We start from the raw sequence: 21728 nt of genomic DNA on the forward strand, positions 1-21728 counted from the left end.
TACTGGAAGCTGCAGATTCCAGTTTGCTGTTTTGCTCGATGGAGCTCAACTCTTGAGACAAGGAGGCAAGACATGTCAGACGCGAAGAACAACGACCGCCATATTGGCTCGGGCGGGGCAGCCGCAAACGATGAGGGTCGGTTCGAGGAGGGCATCCAAGGTTTGACTGCGCGCCCGTTCGGCCGCCGCAGGTTTTTGAAAGCCGCCGCCACGACGGCGTTCGCGGGCGCTGCGGCGACGATGCTCGCATCGTGCAGCCCGCAAACGCAGAGCGATCAAGCCGACGGCGGGGAGGGCGCAGGTTCGACGGGGCAACCCGAGCACGACGCGATCGTTCGCACCGTGTGCGCTCCGAACTGCGTAGGAAGCTGCGGCATCAACGCATATATCAAAGACGACACCATCGTCAAGGTGGAACCGGCGGATTTTCCCAACGAGGCGTATCACCGTATCTGTCTGCGCGGCATATCTAACGCCATGCAGCGCGTGTATTCCCCCGATCGCGTGAAGTATCCCATGCGGCGGGTTGGCGAACGGGGTTCCGGCGAATGGGAGCAGATCAGCTGGGACGAGGCAATAGATCTCATCCATGAGAACATGCAGAAGAACATCGACGAATACGGCCCCGAGTCGAACGCCTTTATAAGCATGACGGGCAACTACGGCGTGTATTCCCAGGTTATGAGCGGGCTGCTCGCCGCCACATACGATGGCACCCAGCTTACCAATTTCGGCATCATGGGCGATAACGCATGCAACATGGGGTTCCTTCCCATTCTGGGCGTTCAGCAGGATGCGAGCTGCTGGGAAGACATGATGGGTTCCAAGACCGCCATCCTGTTCGGGTGCAACTACGCCGAGACGAACATGCAGGAGATGCACTTCCTTTTCGACGCCCAAGAAGCGGGCATGACCCTCGTGGTTGTGGATCCGCGTTTCTCGCGCACGGCCGCCAAGGCGGACTGGTGGATTCCCATTCGCCCCGGCACCGACGCCGCCCTCGTCTTGGGCATGATGAATCATATCGTGTCGATAGAAGCCGTCGATGAGGCATATATTCGCACATATACCAACGGGGCGTTTCTGGTTGACACGAGCACAGGCGCCCTTGTGCGCATAGATGGCGACTATGCCGTATGGGATGAAGTCGAAGGCGTCGCTGTGAAGGTTGCAGCCGTACCCGACGACATGAAGCCTGCCTACCCCTCCGTCACCGTAAGCGGGGAGCTTCCTGAGAATACGCAGGTTCCCGAAAGCGCGGCGCTTTACGGAGAATTCACGGTGGATGCCGACGGCGGATCGGTTACCGCCAAGCCCGCCTTCCAGCTGCTCGTTGAGTCGCTTGATGAATATACTCCCGAAGCGGCGAGCGAAATCTGCGAGGTGCCAGCCGAGGATATCATTCGTCTGGCGGAGATGTACGTTAACGATACGCCTGCTCGCCTGCATGTGAGTCAGGGGACGAACCGTTATTGGAACGGACACCTCCCCACCCGCGCGCTGTGCCAGCTTGCAGCCATCACCGGAAACATCGGCAAGCAGCATGCTAATATCAACTGGGCCGGTGGCACGCTCATGCGCTTCTTGTTCTCGCTGGGTCCGTCGTCGCTCTCCCCTCGGGAAGGGCATGGGGCATCCGCCTTGCCCGGGTCCCAGTGGTACGATCTGGTTGCCGCCCAGCAGCCTCATCCAATCAAATTCCTGTGGACGCAGAATTACGGATGGGGCACGCAGGGGCCCGACCGCAACAAGCTCATCAACGAAGTGCTGCCTCAGCTTGATTTCGTGGTGGTGTCGGAGCAGATGATGACTCCCGGAGCCGAGCTCGCGGATCTGGTTCTGCCCATTACCAGCTATTACGAGGAGGACTTCCAGGTGGTTCCCGCGTGGTCGTCCATGTATATTCAGGTTCGCGACAGGGCGATCAGCCCTCAATGGGAAGCCAAGACTGACTACGAGATAGCTCAGATGCTTGCAGAGAGGTTCGGTATTCTCGAGGAGACCGAGTGGCGTCTGGACGCGAAGGAATATGCTCGCATCCATCTGTTCGAGGAAAACCTTGCGCCTGAATTCAGCACGATGGATTTTGACGAGCTGTGCGAGAAAAAGGTGCTCGCCGCCAACTTCAGCGATAACTACGTGGCGTTCGAGAGCATGCGCTTTGCCACCCCGAGCGGCAAGATAGAGCTATACACGGAAAGCTTAGTGGAGTTCGGGGAGCAGCTTGCCTGTTTCTACGAGCCGCTCGAGTCGAACCGAAAAGAGAAGGCAGACACGTATCCGCTCACGTTCATGAACTGCCGAACAGTGTATACCACGCACTCCCAGCACGCGCCTTTGGCATGGATTCGCGAGGTGGCACCCGAGCCGTGGCTTGAGATTTCGCCCGAAGATGCCCAGGAGCGTGGCATTGAGACCGGGGATGTGGTCGAGGTATTGAACGACCGCGGGTCGTACAAGGTGAAGGCCCTGGTGACGTCCGAGATAAAGCCGGGATGCGTCAATCAGCGCCAGGGTTGGTGGCCGAAGGATTTCGTGGAAGGGACGCACTACAGTTCCCTTCTGCATATGGAGCTCAATCCTGCGCAGGACGCCATTTCCGAGACGAATTACTCCCCGTACGACAATCTTGTCGAGGTACGGTTGGCATAAGGGGGTAGGACATTATGACGAAGTATGCCTTTGCAATAAACCTACATCGATGCATCGGATGCAGAACGTGCACCGTATCGTGCAAGATGGAAAACGGCCTGCCCGAGGGCAATCAACGTATACGCGTCCTCAATGCCGATGACGAGACGGTGTACGACACGCCCGAGGGGACGTACCCCGATCTGTCCCTCATGTGGACCCCTGTGCCCTGCCAGCATTGCGACACGCCTCTGTGCGTGGCGGCGTGCTCTACAGGTGCGAGCTCCAAGCGTGATGACGGAATAGTCGTGATCGACCAAGAGGTGTGCATCGGGTGCGGATCGTGCGTCGAGGCGTGCCCCTACAATGCGCGCCAGATCAACGAGGACATAGGGAAAACCGATAAATGCACATTGTGCGCGCATCGTCTTGATGCGGGAATAGGGACGACAATCTGCCAGATTTCCTGCCCCGGTCGTGCTATTTCGGTGGGCGACCTGGATGACCCCAACTCCGAGGTGGCGCAAATCGTGGCTCAGCACGAAACAACGCTTCTGCTTGAGGAGGAGGGCACGGGGCCGCAAGTGTACTACTGGAGCTCCAAGAGCTGATATGGGCGCGTACGAGTAGGAATCGCTTTATCTGCGACGGGCGGCGGCGCGCGTGATTCCGCCGCCCGCATGTCGAGGCGAAGAGGTGGGCATAATGGATGATGCCATGGTATCCGAGCGAAGCGCGTCCGAGGCACACGCTGCGCGCATCGAGGGCGAGGTTTTTAGCATCCTTTCGCGTTGTCTGCTGCGTCCTGTTCTGGGAATAGCGAGAGATGTGCAAGAAGGAAAGGTGACGGGTCGCTTGGAGGACCTTCTCGACAGGGGTTCGAGCGATGCCGTGTCTTCGGCGCTTGACGATATTCGCTTTGTTGAGCATGAGCTGGCGAAAATAGATTTAGAATCCGCTCGGTTGGCGCTTGAAGTGGAGTACAACAGGCTTTTTGTGGGCCCCGGGCATGTGTTGGCGCCTCCGTACGAGAGCTATTGGGAATCGGAAGCGCGCCAGGAGGGTTTTGGGAGATTGCGCACGGCGGTGGAGCGGGATGTAGCTCGTGCGTATGCGGCGTGTGGCCTTGAGGTTCCGAGGCCGCTCGCGGAACTGCCCGACCACATGGCGATAGAGCTGGAATTTCTCTCGTACATGGCCGTAAAAGAGGCTGAAGCGTGGGAGGAGGGCGATGGCCGGGAAGCTGCGCGTCTTAGCGCGGCGGCTGAAGAGTTCGCGCGGGAGCATCCGCGTACCTGGGCGGGCGCGTTCTCCGAACGGGTGAGAGAGGGTGCACGGATGCGTTTCTATCCTGCTCTGTCTTCTCTCGCCGCTCTCTTGGTGTAAATCTGGGTTGATGATCTCTGGGGCGCGTTCGCGGAGGCGCGCTCAAGTTTCCTCATCTGCGTTTCACCAATGGTGCCGCGCACCGCGCTTAGACCGCCCTCTTCGACACTATTTGGGGCTTTTGAGGGCGTTTTCGAGGACGGTTTGGCTGTTGAAATTTCTCAAAAATAGTTCTTGCATTGTTGAAAGCGATGGGCTTATAATAGCCAAGCACTTTTTCGCGGGCCTGTAGCTCAGGTGGTTAGAGCGCACGCCTGATAAGCGTGAGGTCACAAGTTCGAGTCTTGTCAGGCCCACCATTTTTCCGCGAATAAACGCTCCACCGTGAGCCACGAGCCGGTGGAGCGTTTATTATATCTGCGACGATGGAAAGCGAAAAGGCGTCCATATGGGGCATTAGCTCAGCTGGGAGAGCGCGGGCTTTGCAAGCCTGAGGTCAGGGGTTCGATCCCCCTATGCTCCACCACAATCAATATTCCAGGTTGGGAAACCAGCCTGGAATTTTTTTTGCGTGGGAACAGGTGCTGGAAGCGTAACGGTTTTGGCCTGCGTCCGTATCGTGCGAGGGCTCTTGCTATAATCACGCCATTGTCGTTGAAATGCGCGCGGCGCGCCTACAGTACGGCAGCTGCGTTGGTTTTGGAGGTTCGCGTGAATCGCACGGAAGCGTTGAATATATTGGGGCTCGACGAAGACGCCACCACGAAGGATATCAAGGTTGCCTATAAGGAATGCGTGCAGATCCTGCACCCCGACCGCTTCGCCAACAATAAAAAGCTTGCCGATCGCGCGACCGAGCAATTCAAGCGTCTGCAGGATGCGTACGAGTTTCTGACGAGCGGCAAAGGCGGCAAGGGGGATTCTGCCGGTTCTCGTTCGCACGCCCGCTCCAACGGCGCCACCTGGACGTCAAAAGAGGCCAAGCTTGCCGGGCTTACCGCCGCGCGAACCCAATTGGTGGCGCAGCGCGACTACCTCATCGACGAGCGCCGTAAGGCCATGGCGATGGCTGTATTCGGCCTGTTCTTGGCCATTCTCTTGAGGCGCGTCGTATGGATGGCGGGCATCTCGGGAGCCCTGCTCATCTTTGGCATCGTGAAAATGATCAGCGCCATTCAAAGCCTGAGCACCATCAAAGACCACATCAAGGAAATCGACGTTCAGCGCCGTGCCCTCGAAAGCGACGATGAAGAAGATGAGGACGAGGGCGAAGAGTAGCTTGCCATATGGGTTGCCCTGATGACGGACGAGGCGTTGAGCGCCTGGCTGTTTGGGCGGTTGAGCGACGGTCTTGCCCACTTGCGTTTTCCATTCCTCATATGGAGGAACACCTCTTAAAGAAGAAAGATGATATTCTGGCGCGTTATGGAGTGAATTACTGCTCCACCTGCTAGAATCTTTCGGTTGCAAAGAAGCGGATTGTTCGTATTGCGGCGTGTGGTTGCACCGAGCGAAGCCATCGGATTGACTCGCCGAGCTCCGTGTGGGGTTGCGGTGATAGCGCTTGCCCCGGCAGGTGAGCGGCCGATTGCGGCCGAGGTGTCGCGGCGTATCTGAGGCTGAGCATCGTGCGTTCCTCGCCCACGGCTGCGGGTCGGACGATTCCGCATGTAAGTACAAGGGAAAGAAGCAAAAACAAGCATGAAGCAAGAGAACCTTCGCAACGTGGCTATCATCGCGCACGTTGACCACGGCAAAACCACGCTGGTCGACCGTCTGCTGTGGTCCACGCACGTGTTCCGCGCCAACCAGCAGGTTGAGGAGCGCGTCATGGACAGCAACGATCAGGAGCGCGAGCGTGGTATCACCATTCTGTCCAAGAACTGCTCCATCACCTATAAAGACACCAAGATCAATATCATCGATACGCCGGGCCATGCCGATTTCGGTGGCGAGGTGGAGCGCGTGCTCAACATGGCCGACGGCGCGCTGCTTATTGTGGACGCCTACGAGGGCCCCAAACCCCAGACTCGCTTCGTGCTCTCTCATGCCTTGGCGTGCGGCCTGCGTATCGTGGTGGTGGTGAATAAGATCGACCGTCCCAACGCCGACCCCGAGGGCGCCATCGACAAAGTGTTCGACCTGATGGTCGAGTTGGGCGCTTCCGATGAGCAGCTCGACTTCCCCGTGGTGTACGCGTCTGCCGTGAACGGCTATGCACGCTACGACTACAATGACGGCAACATGGATATGATTCCGCTCCTGGACACCATCCTCAAGGAGATTCCTGCGCCCGACGTTGACCCCGATGGTCCGGTCGCCCTGCAGGTGTGCACCATCGACCACAGCAGCTACGAGGGTCGCATCGGTGTGGGCCGCCTGCATAGCGGCACTATGCACGAAAAGGAGCAGGTGCTGGTGGTGCGCCCCGACGGCACGCAGCGCAGCGCTCAGGTGCGCAAGGTGTACACGTTCGAGAACCTGGGTAAAGCAGAGGTTCCCGAGGCGCATGCTGGCGACATCATTGCCGTAATCGGCATCGAGGACGCCGACATCGGCGACGTGATCACCGATCCCGAGAACCCCGTGTCTATGCCGCCCATCGCCGTGGAAGAGCCCACCATGTCGGTTGTGTTCGAGGCTTCCACCAGCCCCATCGTTGGCCGCGAGGGCGACATCGTGGGCGCACGTCAGCTCAAGGAGCGTCTGATGCGCGAGAAGGAGGCCAATATCTCCATGCGCATCAACGAGACCGAGGATAAGTCTGGCGTAGAGGTGGCCGGCCGCGGCGTGCTGCATCTGTCCGTTTTGATGGAGAGCATGCGTCGTGAAGGCTTTGAGTTCCAGGTGGGTCGTCCCCAGGTGGTGTACAAGATCGACGAGGCCGGCAACAAGCTGGAGCCCATCGAGGAGGCCACCGTGGACGTGCCCAATGATTATGCGGGCAAAGCCATCGAGGTTATGGGCAACGCCGGCGGCATCATGGAGGACATGGCGTCCGACGACAGCGTGACGCACCTCACCTTCAAGATCCCCTCGCGCGGCACCATGGGTCTTAAGACGCGCATTCTCAACGCGACCCACGGCGAGGCGGTGCTGTTCCATCGTTTCCGCGAGTATGGCCCGTATTCCGGCGAGATGCCCGGCCGCAAGAACGGTTCCATGATCGCCATGTCCACCGGCAAGGCGGTTGCCTACGCGCTGGATACGCTGCAGGAGCGCGGCCGTCTGTTCGTGAAGCCGGGCGACGAATGCTACGAGGGCATGATCGTGGGCGAATCCGCCAAGGAAGGCGACATGGTGGTCAATGTGGAGAAGACCAAGAACCTGGGCAACCAGCGTTCCTCCACTGCCGACAAGGCCATCCAGCTTACGCCTCCCATCACCTTCACGCTGGAAGAGGCGCTCGAGTATATCGAGGATGACGAGCTGGTTGAGGTCACTCCGCAGAGCATCCGCCTACGCAAGCGTTTGCTGAGCGCGACCGATCGCCGCAAGGCCAACAAGAAATAAGCGCTTCACTGCGCGAACTTTGCATGATGTACGCCGGCCACTGAGCCGGCGTACTGGTTTCTGGTACGTATTTCATGGGCGCTCTATGAGTGTATTATGGAGCGGTTTTATTCAAAAAAATCACTGTGCGAGAATACGTTGTAAGGAATAAGGGTGACGTGTCTATATGGCACGATTCGCCTCCATTTCCGAATGACGTACAAACCATTCTCGCCGCCCGGTGTCGCTGAGAGAGGCGCGGCTGCGGGGTTGCGTTCGGGGTAATGGAAGCGGATGCCTGAAATGAGTTCGGAGGGTTAAGCGAATATGAAGCGTTCCGCAATCGCAAAGTTTGCATGCGCGGTGGCCTTGGCGGCCGTGTGCGGCAGCGCTCTCGTTTCGTGCGCGGGCAATACGGCCGACGCGTCGGACGAGAACGTGGACATTTACGACACGTCTGAAGGCGTAGCCGCTACCGTCAACGGCACCGAGATCGGCGAGAAGGCCGTGACCACCTACATCCAAAACTTCCGCACCCAGGGTGCGCTCGAGGATGATAACGATTGGGGTCAGTGGCTCGTCGACAATGATTACACGGTAGACGACATCCGCAGCCAGGTCATCGATTACTACGCCAGCCAGCAGCTGCTGCGCCAGGCCGCCGAAGAGAACGGCGTGACCGCCAATGCTGACGATGTGAACTCTCAGATTGAGACCATGCGTAGCTACTACAACTCCGACGAGGAGTGGGATGAGGCGCTGAAGTCGGTGGGCATGACCGAGGCAAGCTACCGCAGCACCCTCGAGCTGAGCATTCTCGAGAATGGCCTCAAAGAGAAAGTGGCAACCGTCACCGAGCCTTCCGACGAGGACATGCTTCAGTACGCGCAGATGTATGCCAGCGCATATGACGGCGCTAAGAAATCCAGCCACATCCTGTTTGCGTCCGACGACGAGGTCACCGCGCAGGAGGTTTTGGACAAGATCAATGCGGGCGAGCTTGATTTTGCCGAGGCCGCCAAGGAGTATTCGCAGGATACCGGCAGCGCCGAGGATGGCGGCAACGTCGGTTGGGATAAGATGACCAGCTTCGTCGATGAATATCAGACTGCGTTGGATGGTCTTGAAAAAGACCAGGTGAGCGGGCTTGTCACTTCGAGCTATGGCATCCATATCATCAAGTGCACCGATGTGTTCACTGCTCCTGAAGAGGTGACTTCGCTCGACCAGATTCCCACCGAGTTCGTTGATTCCATCAAGTCGAGCCTCGAGGAGCAGAGCCGCGAGGAGTCGTTCAGCGAGTGGTATCAGAACTATAAGGATTCCGCCGACATCCAGATTAACGATAAGCCTGAAGGCCTCCCCTACGACATCGATCTGAGCGGCTTCACCAAGACCGAGACCGACGAGGGCACGACCGAAGACGGAACCGATACGTCCGCCGATGACGCCACTGCCGAGGACGGCTCCGATGCCTCTGCCGACGAAGCGTCAACCGACGAGGCTGCTTCTGAGGAAAACACCGAGGAAGCCGCAGAAGGTGACGCCGCGTCTGATGAGAGCACTGACGAGTCCAGCGATCCCGCCACTCAGCAACCTCAGGAAGTAACCACCGAGTAATTCGGCGCCCGCACCGCTCCGGCGTACTTCCTTAAGTATCTGTCGAAGGACCTGACCCTGGTTGAAATTCCGGGGCCAGGTCCTTCTCTTTATAAGTTTTTGCGAATTTCGCCACATTGCTATCTTTTTTGATATACTACCTTCTCGCTGCATGTGATATGCAGTTATTCGAGCAGTGGAGAGATGTCCGAGCTGGCCGAAGGAGCACGATTGGAAATCGTGTATACGCCAAAAGCGTATCTGGGGTTCGAATCCCCATCTCTCCGCCAGGATTTTGTTACGCCGTTCTTCCGAACGGCGTTTTGATATATCACCCTACGGAGGGGTGGCAGAGTGGTTGAATGCGGCGGTCTCGAAAACCGTTTTACCCGTAACCCGGGTAACGAGGGTTCGAATCCCTCCTCCTCCGCCAGATGAGATTTACGAGAGCCCCTGCCCGGTTCGTCCGGGTGGGGGCTCGTGCTGTGTAGGCCTGCTTTCGCCAGGGGTGCTGCCTGGCTGTTCCTGCTGCTTGACGGCGCTAATGGGCCGTCCTTATTTATCAACGAAAACTCAAGTAATTCTTGATTAATTTTAAAGGCCGTCTCATGCGCCCTTTCGTACGGAGGGCCTATGGCAGGATTGTGGTCCTGCAGTGCCCCTCGTAAGCGAAAAAGGAGTGCATCGTGAAGCGTAAAGATATCCAGAATGAGGTTTTCGCTCTCCAGGACGAGCCTTCCGCTCTGACGGAGAAAACCTCCCCCGCAAAGAAAAAGGGTTCCGACCGGATTGCTATCACACTTTTGAAGCGGGTGGGGTGGTTTTGCCTTGCCATTGCTGTGCCGGTGGTGTTTTTGGCGATTCAGGTTGTGGTTATAGCGGTTGCGTCGGTGCTAGGAGCGGCGTCGTCGTCGGCTGAAGATGTCGATGCCCTCATGGCAGCGACAAAGTCCATTAATCTCCCGCTCGTTCTTGCGGTGGCTCAGGCCATTACTATCGGTGTGGCGATTCCCTGCTGGATAAAGGTGTCGCACGGTCTGAAAGGTCTCGACTTCAAAGGCAAGCGTGCTCGTTGTTCTGTAAAAAGCGCAGCGGGTATCGCCATGGTGGGCATTGGAATCCAGCTTTTGCTAGGTGTGGTACTCATGCTGGTGTACGCCGCCGTTCCGCAGGTGATGGAAGAATACGCCGACACCATGAAACTGATGGGGCTCAATGCCCTTGATCCTTTGACCGTTGCCGCAACGGTGGTGCTTGCGCCCGTTGTAGAAGAGCTTCTTTTCCGCGGTTTGTGCTTTGCATTTGCATGGAGGGCGACGGGAAACGTGTGGGCCGCGGTTGTGCTGCAGGCTCTTGCATTCGGGGCTGTTCATGGCAACATCGTTCAAGGGTGCTATGCGTTTGCAATCGGCATCGTGCTCGGACTCGTGTATCTCAAGTACCGGAATATAGGCATATGCGTGCTCCTGCACATGTGCGTGAACGGCGCCGGCGTGCTTGTTTCCCTTGTTCCGTCATGGGTGCCCGCGTTTCCGTATTTGTCCATAACGCTCGTTGCATCCGTGATATTGCTCGTGATTGGCGGTCGTTTGGCTTTCCTGCTTAAAGATGAGCCGCTTCAAGAGGCGGAGCGTGCTTAGGGTGTTCCCGCTGCGTCATTTTTTATTGATCCATACTCGTTGAAATAAGGAAGCCCACACAATATGTGTGGGCTTCAGAATGTCTATGGAGCGGGTGACGGGACTCGAACCCGCGAATGAAAGCTTGGGAAGCTTTTGCCCTGCAAGCCTTCCTGCGGTTCATGAATCCCTTCTGACCTGCCCCTTTCTTGAATGTCAGACATTACAACTACCAGATACTGGAAAGTATACTGGAAAAAACTGGAAGAATTAACCCCCTTTGAAACGCAAAACGGGCACCATCGAGAAGCGATGATGCCCGGTCAGGTCTGGAGCGGGCGACGGGAATCGAACCCGCGTTGTAAGCTTGGGAAGCTCAAGTTCTACCATTGAACCACGCCCGCAATCAAGCGAATGACAGTATAGCGTATCGCGCAGCTTTGTCACCGGAAATCCTCCTCAAGTCCATGCTTTTCCCTGCCGTTCACGAGTCCCGGGACGAGCCTGCCGACGTACCGGTCCGCGAGCCCCCTCGTGGTGGCTGGGATGAACCCGACGTACAGGTCGAGCGTGTAGGACGCGTCGGCGTGCCCGAGAAGCGCCGACACCGTCTTGATGTTCTCGCCCCGGGCGAGGTTGATGGTCGCGAACGTGTGTCGGAGGGCGTAGGGCCGCGTGCCGGCGAACCCCGCTTTCCGGACGAACGCGTTCCATCTCTTCTTGAACGAGTTGTAGCTCCAGGGGTTGCCCGTCTCGCCCAGAAGCGGCGTCGAGCTCCTAAGGACGAGCCCCATCTCGTCGAGCGCGCGCCTCTTCTCCTCGATCCACGCCTCCACGACCGACGCCGTGTACCTGTCGAGCGGGACCGTGCGCATCGAGCTGTCCGACTTGGTGTAGTTCTCTATCCTTCCCGCGCGCAGGGCCGCCACGATCCGCATCTGCGCGTCTTCCCCCTCCTCTGCGGGGACGAAGGTCCCGACGCGCTGGGCGAGCATCTCCTCGGGGCGCATGCCCGTGGAGAACAGGATGAGCACGGCCACCTTGGTCATGTCGAGGGGGAGGGACGACGCCTCCTCGAGGAACGCCTCTGCCTCGTCCTCCATCAGCGGGTCGATGAGAGGTCTGCCCTTCCTGAAGCCCTTGGAGAGGAAGCGCTTCTTGGCGACGTTGCGCCCGACGTGCTCGCGATCGACGGCATCGTTGAGGACCTCGCGCACGAACTTGAGCACCTTGGACTGCATCGCCGGCCCGGCGACGCGTACGGGCGAGAAGGGGGCCCTCCTCTTGAGCCTCCCCTCCTGCCGCAGCCTCTCCCTGTTCTCCTCCTCGCGTCTCCTCTTCTCGAGCGCCCACTCCTCGGACAGGCGGGGCACCGCGAGCACGCACCGCTCGACGTCCTCGGCGACGAGCTCCTTCAGGGGAATCGACCCTATCGTCGCCTTGGCGTACTTCAGGTAACGCCTTTCGTTGGCGGTCGACGCGGGGGAGATCACCCCGACTCGGCGCTCGACATACCGCTCCGCGTACTCCCCGAAGGGCATCGCTGCCCAGGCGGCGGCGTCGAGCGAGCCCCCGCCCCGTGCCTCGAGCGCGAGGTCGAGGACCGCGTTCTTCTCCTCCTCGAACGCGCGGACCTGCCCTTTGAGGTCGATCTTCTTGTTGAGGGCGAACACCACGCGGGTGAGTTTCTTCTTCCCGCCGAAATGACGACGGTGCTCCTCGGGGATGCGGATGGTGAGCTCGTAGGCGGTGGTGCGCGAATCCTTGCGCTTTCGCCGCGGCGTGCCGCGCCTCGCGGCCGCCTCGTCGAGGTTGTATGGTTTGTCGCAGTGAAGCAGCTGCATGGGTTGTCGTTCGTCAAGCGGACTGCAGGCCCTCGCGGCCCTCGTCCTTATACAGGTAGTTCAGCAGGGCGAGCTTCGGCACGAGCCACTTCTTGCCGACGCGGCAGCCCTTGAGCTCACCGCGGGCGAGGAGGCGGCGCACCTCCTGGCTGGTGGCGCAGGTGAACTCCGCGACCTGGGCGGAGGTCATCATGTACGGGTAGTCCTCCAGCATGAAGAGGTAGAGCCCGTCCGGGTCGGCGGCGCGCAGTCGCTCCACGTCTATGCCGACCTCGCCGTGGATGTCGTTCATTTCGCTCTCCTTCTCTCGTTTCGGTCCCAATCGGGATGATGACCCGTTTCCAGCATGGCGCAACCCTGCAGGCGGCCCATCTGCACCGTTGCGCCAGGGTGCGGCGTGGAGTATGGACCACCGGTTTCTCGGCGCGCGCCTCATTTCTCGACAGCGTACACACATTGTTCGCGTTCGGCGCCGCAGACCCCTTTTCTCAGGATTTTTGTTCCGAATTGAGATACAGACGATCAGAGGCTATCCTGCTCATCAGGATGCTTGCATACTTTGATGGTGCGAGTTGCGGACATGCAAGAGCTACGCGTTTGGTTCGTTTTCAGCGGTGTTGGAAGTATCGGCTCAATGAAAAGCCAAGTCGACATTTTCGTAGACCGAGGTTTAGAAATGGCTTTTCTCGCTTGCACAGACATGGTGCATAAAAGCGTTTTGCTTGGGAATTCTAACGAAATAAATAACCACATAACGTAAATGCAGCCATAGATACAAAAGGAATCGAATGGCCAGAGAGGACTGCGCTTACCGATGGTCGATTCTTGACAGGCAAACTCAAGCCTCGTTAATATTACATGGTTTGCCAGACCGAATTAACAAAGGAGGGGTGTCGTGGTTGGTCTTTTCCGCACGTGGATGAGCGCCTAGAAAGCGGCGCTGTTGTGGCGTCGCGCTGTTTTTCTGCACGCCATTTCACGATTGGACATAACCATGATATTTGAAACCTCTCGGGGCAGGTCTGCTCTGCTGTGCCATTCATGGCAATTCAAGCTTTGTTTCGTATGGGGCGGGGAGCTCGTTTCGACATTGACGAGTTCGATTCTCCAGATGGGTCTTATTTGGCATCTCGCCCTCACGACAGGGTCGTCTTCTCTCCTCTCCTTAGCATCGCTGGCAGGCTTTCTGCCGATTGCTTTGTTCGGAATCCTTGCGGGCGCCGTTGTCGACAGACTGCCTTTGAAACGTGTCCTCATCGGCGCCGACCTCTTCATTGCCGCGGTGGGTGCCGCCTTGGCGATTGCCTCGTTGGCCGGCAGCTTACCTGCATGGCTAATTCTCATCGCCTTGTTTCTCCGTGCAGTTGGTACTTCGTTCTACACGCCAGCCTCCCAATCTCTCACGCCCCATCTCGCCCCACCGGAGCATCTCGTTCGCCTATCGGGGGTGACTCAGGCGATTCAGTCCGGCGGATACATTCTTGGCGCCGCGCTTGCAGCAGTGATTTATCCCGTGGCGGGCATTACCGCTATGATTGTCCTCGACGTGCTGGGAGCGCTTTTCGCTTCTTTAGCCGTCCTCGCCGCACAGATAGACGCAGGGGGCCTCGACGAAGCCGACCGCAGCTTGTCCTTTTCCAATAAGGTTCGAGAGCTCTTCTCTGAGATTTCGGACGGCTACAAGCTGATTAGGGGGTACAGGGGGCTGTTCGCCCTTCTTTGGTGCGGGTTCGTCTTCGCTTTCGCGTTCTCTCCGCTCGCGGCATTGTTCCCAATAATGACCTTGGGGCATTTTGGCGGTAGCACGGGGGATGCCGCTTTGGTGGAAATCCTTTTTTCTGCAGGCATGCTGGCTGGGTCCGGTATCTTGGCGGTTACGGGAGGGTTCCGCAATAGGTCGTTCACCATGGTCGCCGCGATTGCCGGCTTCGGCATTGCCGCAATCGTATCCGGATCGCTCGGCCCGTCATTGTTCGCTGCTTTCCTGCCGGTGAGCTTTCTTATGGGCGCATGCTCCCCGTTGTACGCGGGAACCCAGACTGCCCTTATGCAGGAGCAGATACCTCCTGAGTACCTAGGCCGCGTTTTCGGCCTCTACGGAACCATCATGGCTTGGGCCATGCCCATGGGCCTCGCAGCTCCCTCCGTTTTTGCGGATCTGCTTGGAGCTCCGTTATGGTTCGTCGGCTCTGGAGCGACCATGGTACTGCTTGCGATGGCTATGCTGCTTGCTCCGAGCGTCCGAAGCGCGGGGAAAAGAGATACCGGGCAGATTCAATAGCCCAAGTATTCGAAAAAAAAGAGGCAGCAGCCATCGGTTCAAGCGTCAGCCTTCAAGCCCTTGCGACGACGAGGTATTGCACTGACATCCCACATCGCGCTCCTTATTCGTCGCCAACTATCATTTTCGGATTTGCCGGCTTGCGCAAGGTCAAAACGCTCGCGCCGGCAATTGGGCAAAGGCGAAAAATCGACGTGAGCAATCTTTTTTGGCATGGCTGCGTTTCCAGTAAAACGCTAATACACAAAAGGCGGTTCAACCTATGGAACTCATAGTCAAAGCTAAAGACATCTTTTTGGAATATGCCGGCCGCGATATCCTAGATATCGAAGAGTTGGAAATCTACTCCTACGATCGCATCGGCTTGGTGGGAGACAATGGCGCAGGCAAAACCAGCCTGCTTAAAATTCTGAGCGGCAATCTTACCATTGCGGACGCCGACGTCAGGCGTTTCGGCAGCATTGCCCTCATCGGCCAACTCGATGAACTCGACCTTGATGCGGCTCAGGGCAGTGGTGAGATGCTCTCCCGTCTCAACGTCGCCGGAGTGGCGCAGGAGACGATGAGCGGCGGAGAGGAGACACGCGCCAAGATTGCCTCTGCGCTCTCCCAGCATGCAAGCGCGATCTTTGCTGATGAGCCTACGAGCCACCTCGACCAAGACGGCATCAGCCTTCTCGTCGGACAACTCAAGGCATTTGATGGAGCCCTGCTCATTGTGAGCCATGACCGTTATTTTCTCGATCAGGTAGTGGACAAGATCTGGGAGCTCAAAGACGGCGGTATTTCCGAATTCTGGGGTGACTACTCCGACTATCTGCGACAGAAAGAAGAAGAACGCAAAGTTCAGGCGGCTCGATACGAAGAGGCGATGCGCGAGCGCGAGCGCCTTGAAGCCGCCATCGAAAAACAACGGAAAAAAGCACGGCAGGTCGACGCCAAGCAGAAGGGCGCAAAGAAAAGCAACGAGAATGCAGGTCGATTGGGACATCAGAAAGCAACCGGCACCAAACAGAAGAGGATGTACCAGGCGGCTAAGAACATGGAGAAGCGCCTCGAAGCGCTCGAAGGGATTGAGGCCCCTGACAGCATTCGCACCGTGCGGTTCCGCCAGAGCAAGGCCCTGGAACTGCATAGTAAATTTCCCATCTCGGCAGACGATTTCAGCTTGAGCTTCGGCAACTGCGTGCTCTATGACCACGCGAAATTCGAGATACCGCTCGGTGCCAAAGTGGCCATCACCGGTGGCAACGGTACAGGAAAGACCAGCCTGCTGAAGGCAATCGCTCGACGCGCCGACGGTATCAACATCTCTCCCAAGGCAGAGATCGGTTACTTCGAGCAAACAGGCTACAAGTTCGACGCCCGTCAGTCTGCGATCTCGTTCATGCAGGATGGTTGCGAGTACAGCATGACCGAAATCCGAAGCATCCTCGCCTCTATGGGAATCGGACCGCGTGACCTGGCAAAGGACGTTGGCGCTCTCTCGGGAGGCGAAGTCATCAAGCTGCTGCTCGCGAAGATGCTGCTGGGCAGATACAACATCTTGCTCATGGACGAGCCTGGAAATTACCTGGACATCAAGAGCGCCGAAGCCCTCGAGCAGATGATGAGCGCCTATGCCGGAACGATAGTGTTCGTCTCCCACGATAAGAGGCTGGTCGAGAACGTCGCAGACATTATTTACGAAATAAAGGACACCAAGCTAGTCAAAATCTTTCAGCGCGAATAACCCTAAATGAGCAGGATATATTCCCAGAATGGAGACAAAAGGCCTCGAAACAGGCCTTTTTCTCCGCGATGCATAGGTCAATTGATAAGGTTCACAGAAATTCGGAAGAATTGGCAATCCGAGTTTTCCGAGACACGAAAGAAATTTTCAGAGCGGGGAAGCGGATGAACCAGGCCAATCTCATAGTCGCAAGGATAGAGCGGGCGCGACAGGACCGCGGCATCAGCGTGGCCGAACCCGCCCGCCGAATCAATGTGGACAGAAAGCGCCTCTGGTACTTCCTCAACGGGCAGCGCTCTATGCACGTCGACGAGTTCGTCCGCCTCTGCGCGGTTATGGACATGAGCCTCGCCTGCTTCCTCACGAAGGAGCAGGCGAGCGACCTGGCCGAAACACGCAGGAGGATGGCGGAGGACTACGGGCCGGCGAGCCATGCGGGCCCTTTCCGATTCTAGCGAGGAGGTGCCGCATGGACCGCGCCGCCAGGCATACCGCTCGACCCGCCGCCCTCTCGGCGCCCATCGCCCTGCCCTGCATTCCAGCGCCAGCTTCCTTCCCACCGTCCTCTCCACGCCTCGGGCATGGCGAGCGATCTGTTTGAGGAAGCGGGAGGCGATCCCTTCCGCCGATGCGGAAGGGGCCTGTGATGGCGAGCGACTACGGCGACGACGCCGGCGAGAAGATGATCGAGGACTTCATGCGCTTCGGGGAGCGCATGGGGGAAAGGGCGATGTACGACCGCGCCGCCGTCGTGCGGTCGACCACGACGAGCCTCGCCCCGCCTCGCACCTCCTCCGCAGGCAGCTGCAGGAGGACTCGGACGAGGTCGGAGACCGTCATGCCGAGTCCGCGGGCGAGACCTTTGGCGGACTCCATCTCCCGGTCGGACATGCGCACGTGAAGCTGCTTCGGATGCCTTTCCATCTTCCGGCTCGCCTCCTCGAACCTCGGAATCGGGGGCGGGCCGACGCCCGAGGGCGCGGGGTATCCCCCCGCATGGAGCGTAGCCGAGCCGCAGGCGGGCTGCGCTCCCGCCGCCCCGGTCCGGGACGTTCCGTTCCGAAGGAGGGGACGCGTCCCGGCCCTCCTCCGAGAGCTTCGGGACCGGCGCCGGGCGGGGCGGTCAAGAGCTATTCCGGGGACTGTGTACACGGAATAGGCCTCTTGCTTTGTTCCGAAAGCGTACGGATCTCACGACCCGCACAACGCGTCGAAGGCTTCGAATCTTTTCCTGAGAACGCAATCGGCCTCCAGCGACGATACGAGCGCGGGGTGCAGGTCGGCAGCCCTATCGATTAGCCTTCGGATGGTTTTCAGATTCTCCAGCGCAATCGGGTTATGGGCGAAGACGTCCGGATTTCGATCGTCGGCCCACTTACCGAGGAACCTGAAGCAGCGCGACAGGAGCCCCACCCAAACGTCCGAAAGCTGCACGAACAAGTTCGACTCTGAATCCACGAAGTCGTAGTTGTCCCCGTCGACAATATCCATGGAAACATGCGTTTCGTCGTCGAAGCAGTGGAACGCCTTGGGGAAGAAGAGGCAGACCTGCTGATAGTGATCGGAGAATCCCTCCACCAGGGTGTCGGGAGGGTTGTCCTTCAGGAGCGCGAGGGATTCGCTTCTCGACGACGCTCTCGCCATCTGGCGGAACGTTTCTATGAAAAACCGATCTTCGAAGGAGAGAGATTCCGAGCGGGTTTCCAGGAAATCGAAAAGGGAATTCTCTATGAATTCGCAGAAAGGACGGACCTCTCCCGGAGGCACGTTGGGGAAGCCGAACGCGGCGAGATTCTCTAGAAAGCCGACGGGATCGATTCTGGCGCATAGATAGAGGGCGTTCTTCAGCTCCCTATGAAGAGCAAACATATGCCCGTGCCCCGAACCGGCGATCATGGAGTCAACGATGTCCACGATTGCATAGTAGAGGTTGTCCTGCGAGTGGTAGTGGACGGCGATCCCGGGCTGGTCGATCGACTCGAGGAAGCGCGTGGTTTCCCTCCTGCGAAGGACCCTTGCGAAATCGCCGCTGCCGCCGAGCACCGTCCTCGCCTTCATCTCGCCGCTTCGGGGAGCGAAGGATTCGATGCGCGCCAACAGCTCGTCTTCGACCCCCTCGCCGAGGATGGCGATTCCGCCGAGGATGAATGGCCTCTCCACTGTCCGCGCATCCGCTATCGCGCCGTTTCTGTACGCGATGAACCGGCAGTTCTCCGTTTCGTCGTAGTAGATGCGCCAGGGCTCCTCGCAAATTTCGACGCCGGCGAGGGCCGCCATCGCCTCCGAGAATCCCGCAGCGTTTTCGCGAAGCTCCGCCACCCGCTTCCCCTTCCGTTTCGCCTCTCTACGCAAGTTACCACTCCTTCCGGGAAGCAACGCGGAAAATGCGCGCGGTCGAGATTCGCGGCATCCCGACCGGAGGGTCTGACCACTCACCCCCGCGGTGTCGAAGCCCCCGGCCTGAAGGCCGGGGGCGCCCCTCGGAGGGGCCAGGAGGTCTTAGGCGACCTCCGAGGGAAGCGAGCTGCCGGCAACGGGAACCGCGTCGGAGAGAGCGTTGATGTGGTGGCGGAGGAAGGCCTTGCCCTCGCCGAAGACCACCAGGCTCACGTCGTCGAAGCGGACGGGACGGTCGACGTCCTCATGCTCCGCCAGGTACGCGATGGCGGCCGTCTCGCGGCGCTCGCGCCCCTCGAGGCCGCTGCCCTCCGGGAAGCCGCCCTCGTCGGCGGTTCTCGCCGACACTTCAACGAGCACGAGGATATCGTCCTCCATCGCCACCACGTCGATCGCGCCCGCCGGGCATTCCCAGCCCGTTTCGACGACCTCGTAGCCGCGGCGCTCGAGGAAGAGCTTCGTTGCCTTGATTGCGCGTTCCTTCAGACCCTTCATTTCGACCTCCGTCGAAGGCGCGCAGCATCTCGTCGAAATCGTAGGAGCGCTGCTCTTCGCACGGCTCTACGTCTCGGACGCCGGCGGGCTTCCAGTGCTCGTCGTATTCCGTCGTGAGGCGCTCGGCGATGCGCCAGCCGTCGATGACGTAGATGCCGTTGTCCCCGGGGTCCATGCTCGCGTCGTCGGTGTAGGGGCCGACGCCGACCGACAGCGTGCCGCCGAAGAAGTTGCCGACGACCTGGCAGATGCGGGCCCACCCGTAGCTGTCGGAGCTGGGCGGGCGGTAGCCTTGGAGCTCGCAGTACCGAAGCAGAGGCTCGACGGTGTCGCGACCGCCGTTCCAGTGCAGGTAGAGCCCGATCTTCCTTTCGCGCGTTGTGATGATCGCCCTGTTTCCCATCCGGGACCTCCTTCGCTTTCCTGGCTCCGCCCTGTGCCGAGCTCCGTTGGCGATCACAGCCCGCAAGGCGCTTCCGGGCGCAAGGGAGGAAGGGGAAACCGGAGGCCCGAGCTTCCGACGCAGGAGGAAGGTTTTCCGCGACCCTTGCGCCAGAGGAGAGCCTTGCGGCCGTATGGCGCCCGACGGGGCTGTGCGGGGCGGGGCGGAAGGAGGGGTCGGGAAACGGAGACGCGATGTTTCGACGAGCGAAGAGGCTCGATGAAGGCTGGAATGCAGTCGTGATTTCGTCCGGACATGCTGAGTTCGTTTACGCTGACGTAAGCTATTTCAGCAAGGAGAGGAAGGTGCCGTGTCTGCGACTTCGTGAACGTTGCGAGGATCGATTTGCGTGCTGCTCGTTTGCTGAGGACGGCGCGCATCGGGCGATGTTCCCGTTTGGCGGATGGTCAGCGGGAATGCCTCTTGCGGAACTGGACTGCCGGTGGAGCGGTTTCAGAACAGGCATTCCTAATCGGCCGCATTGCCGACGAGGAGAGATTAATCAGGACAATATCAGGACATGTCCTGATTAATTGGGACTTGTCCTGATACCGTCCCGGAGATTGGCCTATCGGGAGACCTCGTAATGGGCTCCCGGCCCACGCCCGACAGATACGAGCTCGCCGGCGTCGACGAGCTTCGAGAGCTCGCGGTAAGCCTGTTTCGTCTGCAGGTGTAAAAGCTGCTCGACATCGCGCCTCTTGATTGTCCCGCCCTGCTGGTTCGCAAGCTTCATTATGAGTTCCGGGTATCTGATCTTGTCGATGTCGGATTGGCGCACGAAGTCGGCGTCCTTGCCGGATCGCGAGTATACCCTGCTGCTGAGCATGTAAGCGCGACCGCTGGCGTTCCCCACTCCTTCGACGAGACCCGCCTCGACAAGGTTTTCGACGGTTGAACGCGTCACGGAGTCGGTTGCGTGGATTTGGGAGCACAGGTCGGCGAGCGTTAGTCTCCTCTGCCGCTTCAGGGCGTCCAAGACGAGGAGCGACCTGAGGGAAAGAGGCCTTCCCGTCCTCTCGCGCTCTTCGTTGATCATGCGCATGAACAGTTTGTCGGGAGCGCTCCTTGCGATGAATACCGTGACGTTGGCAGACGTTGAAGCGGAGTAGTCCGGAAGCGGGCGTCCGCAATAGAGGGAGCCCTCGTAGATCCTGTCGACGCCGCGCCCTGTTTTCTCCGCGAGCCCGATTCTCTTCAAGGCTCCCATCAGACACTCGTTCCGCCCATGGGGCTCGACGGTCAGTAGGTTGTCGACGGTGACGCCTTCCACGAATCCTCCAGGATTAGATATCGTGAGCCCCTCGTCGTCGACAAGGACGCGCACCCTGCCCAGGGAGGCGTAATCCCTATGACCAAAGGCGTTCACAAGCGCCTCCCTGAACGCCCTGTGGTCGAATTCAGGCACAGGCTGCCTGAACAGCCCTTCTTCGTATTCTCGCTCGGGGTTCCACGGCTCGAGCATCGCCCTCATCTTTTCGATTGTGTAGAGCAGGGGTTGGTCGAAGTCCTGGTTGACCCGAACCTCCGTCCCCTCGAGGACCTGGAACGCGGCTCCTGAGGTGGGCACGCACCGAGCGATGGCCTCGCGCTTCCCGGCGAGGAGGATTCCGGTGACCGTGGGGACCTTCCTGCCGTCCACCATCGCCACCATGCGAAGCGCGCTCAGCATCTCGTCGTCGGGCAGTTCGAGGAGGGCCTGGTCTCCGTTGTTCCGGCTTCTTGAGAGAATGTCCCTCAAGCGCGTTGTGTTAGACCACTTTGGATAAGTGTCCTGCACGCAGTACACGCGACGGGGCCCCGGTTGCGACAATTCCATCATCAGGAGAGATGGAGGTTGCAATGGAAGACGTGCTCACCCAGCTGACGA

16 protein-coding genes and 5 tRNA genes are annotated in these 21728 nt (G+C 59.0%); 14 read left to right on the plus strand and 7 right to left on the minus strand.

Annotation, left to right across the window (positions count from 1 at the left end):
• The first annotated feature begins 72 nt into the window (after positions 1–72).
• From DMP06_RS10215 to DMP06_RS10265, 11 genes are all read left to right on the plus strand, one after another.
• Positions 73–2652 (plus strand): molybdopterin-containing oxidoreductase family protein, encoded by a 2580-nt coding sequence (locus DMP06_RS10215; RefSeq protein WP_245962489.1) that lies wholly within the window; start codon positions 73–75, stop codon positions 2650–2652.
• A 14-nt stretch (positions 2653–2666) separates the two neighbouring features.
• Positions 2667–3242, plus strand: a complete 576-nt coding sequence (locus DMP06_RS10220; RefSeq protein ID WP_123209639.1) for a 4Fe-4S dicluster domain-containing protein — start codon at positions 2667–2669, stop codon at positions 3240–3242.
• Positions 3243–3336: 94 nt separating this feature from the next.
• A complete protein-coding gene (locus DMP06_RS10225; RefSeq protein ID WP_123209640.1) occupies positions 3337–4017 on the plus strand; it encodes a TorD/DmsD family molecular chaperone in 681 nt (226 codons plus the stop codon).
• Between the two features lie 222 nt (positions 4018–4239).
• Positions 4240–4316, plus strand: a tRNA-Ile gene (locus DMP06_RS10230).
• Between the two features lie 91 nt (positions 4317–4407).
• Positions 4408–4483: transfer RNA gene (locus tag DMP06_RS10235), tRNA-Ala, on the plus strand.
• Between the two features lie 185 nt (positions 4484–4668).
• Positions 4669–5235: a J domain-containing protein gene (locus tag DMP06_RS10240; protein WP_161957909.1), complete on the plus strand. Its 567-nt coding sequence runs from the start codon at positions 4669–4671 to the stop codon at positions 5233–5235.
• 423 nt (positions 5236–5658) lie between these two features.
• Positions 5659–7470: a translational GTPase TypA gene (typA, locus tag DMP06_RS10245; protein WP_123209642.1), complete on the plus strand. Its 1812-nt coding sequence runs from the start codon at positions 5659–5661 to the stop codon at positions 7468–7470.
• A 306-nt stretch (positions 7471–7776) separates the two neighbouring features.
• Complete coding sequence (locus DMP06_RS10250) at positions 7777–9069, plus strand: peptidylprolyl isomerase (RefSeq protein WP_123209643.1); 1293 nt, start codon at positions 7777–7779, stop codon at positions 9067–9069.
• Positions 9070–9246: 177 nt separating this feature from the next.
• Positions 9247–9338, plus strand: a tRNA-Ser gene (locus DMP06_RS10255).
• 50 nt (positions 9339–9388) lie between these two features.
• Positions 9389–9481, plus strand: a tRNA-Ser gene (locus DMP06_RS10260).
• Positions 9482–9734: 253 nt separating this feature from the next.
• A complete protein-coding gene (locus DMP06_RS10265) occupies positions 9735–10688 on the plus strand; it encodes a CPBP family intramembrane glutamic endopeptidase (RefSeq protein ID WP_123209644.1) in 954 nt (317 codons plus the stop codon).
• Between the two features lie 309 nt (positions 10689–10997).
• On the opposite strand, the gene DMP06_RS10270 is transcribed toward DMP06_RS10265, so the two are convergent.
• From DMP06_RS10270 to DMP06_RS10280, 3 genes are all read right to left on the minus strand, one after another.
• Positions 10998–11071: transfer RNA gene (locus DMP06_RS10270), tRNA-Gly, on the minus strand.
• Between the two features lie 39 nt (positions 11072–11110).
• Positions 11111–12511: a tyrosine-type recombinase/integrase gene (locus DMP06_RS10275; protein ID WP_123209645.1), complete on the minus strand. Its 1401-nt coding sequence runs from the start codon at positions 12509–12511 to the stop codon at positions 11111–11113.
• A 13-nt stretch (positions 12512–12524) separates the two neighbouring features.
• Complete coding sequence (locus DMP06_RS10280) at positions 12525–12803, minus strand: helix-turn-helix domain-containing protein (RefSeq protein ID WP_123209646.1); 279 nt, start codon at positions 12801–12803, stop codon at positions 12525–12527.
• A gap of 702 nt (positions 12804–13505) precedes the next feature.
• Here DMP06_RS10280 and DMP06_RS10285 point away from each other — a divergent pair.
• From DMP06_RS10285 to DMP06_RS10295, 3 genes are all read left to right on the plus strand, one after another.
• Positions 13506–14792 (plus strand): MFS transporter, encoded by a 1287-nt coding sequence (locus DMP06_RS10285; RefSeq protein WP_123209656.1) that lies wholly within the window; start codon positions 13506–13508, stop codon positions 14790–14792.
• A 262-nt stretch (positions 14793–15054) separates the two neighbouring features.
• The gene (gene abc-f, locus DMP06_RS10290) at positions 15055–16524 is read left to right on the plus strand and encodes a ribosomal protection-like ABC-F family protein (RefSeq protein ID WP_123209647.1); all 1470 of its coding nucleotides are present in this window, start codon (positions 15055–15057) and stop codon (positions 16522–16524) included.
• A gap of 164 nt (positions 16525–16688) precedes the next feature.
• Complete coding sequence (locus DMP06_RS10295; protein ID WP_123209648.1) at positions 16689–16979, plus strand: helix-turn-helix transcriptional regulator; 291 nt, start codon at positions 16689–16691, stop codon at positions 16977–16979.
• Positions 16980–17181: 202 nt separating this feature from the next.
• On the opposite strand, the gene DMP06_RS11495 is transcribed toward DMP06_RS10295, so the two are convergent.
• From DMP06_RS11495 to DMP06_RS10320, 4 genes are all read right to left on the minus strand, one after another.
• Positions 17182–17448 carry a hypothetical protein gene (locus DMP06_RS11495; RefSeq protein WP_162558634.1) on the minus strand — a complete coding sequence of 89 codons (267 nt, stop codon included), beginning with the start codon at positions 17446–17448 and terminating at the stop codon, positions 17182–17184.
• 267 nt (positions 17449–17715) lie between these two features.
• Positions 17716–18843, minus strand: a complete 1128-nt coding sequence (locus DMP06_RS10305; protein WP_123209650.1) for a DUF3800 domain-containing protein — start codon at positions 18841–18843, stop codon at positions 17716–17718.
• Positions 18844–19023: 180 nt separating this feature from the next.
• Positions 19024–19416 (minus strand): YraN family protein, encoded by a 393-nt coding sequence (locus DMP06_RS10310; protein ID WP_123209651.1) that lies wholly within the window; start codon positions 19414–19416, stop codon positions 19024–19026.
• Between the two features lie 1010 nt (positions 19417–20426).
• A complete protein-coding gene (locus tag DMP06_RS10320; protein ID WP_161957910.1) occupies positions 20427–21599 on the minus strand; it encodes an ATP-binding protein in 1173 nt (390 codons plus the stop codon).
• Positions 21600–21728 lie beyond the last annotated feature (129 nt).

Origin of the sequence: Slackia equolifaciens (assembly GCF_003725995.1) — a bacterium.
Taxonomy (GTDB): domain Bacteria; phylum Actinomycetota; class Coriobacteriia; order Coriobacteriales; family Eggerthellaceae; genus Slackia; species Slackia equolifaciens.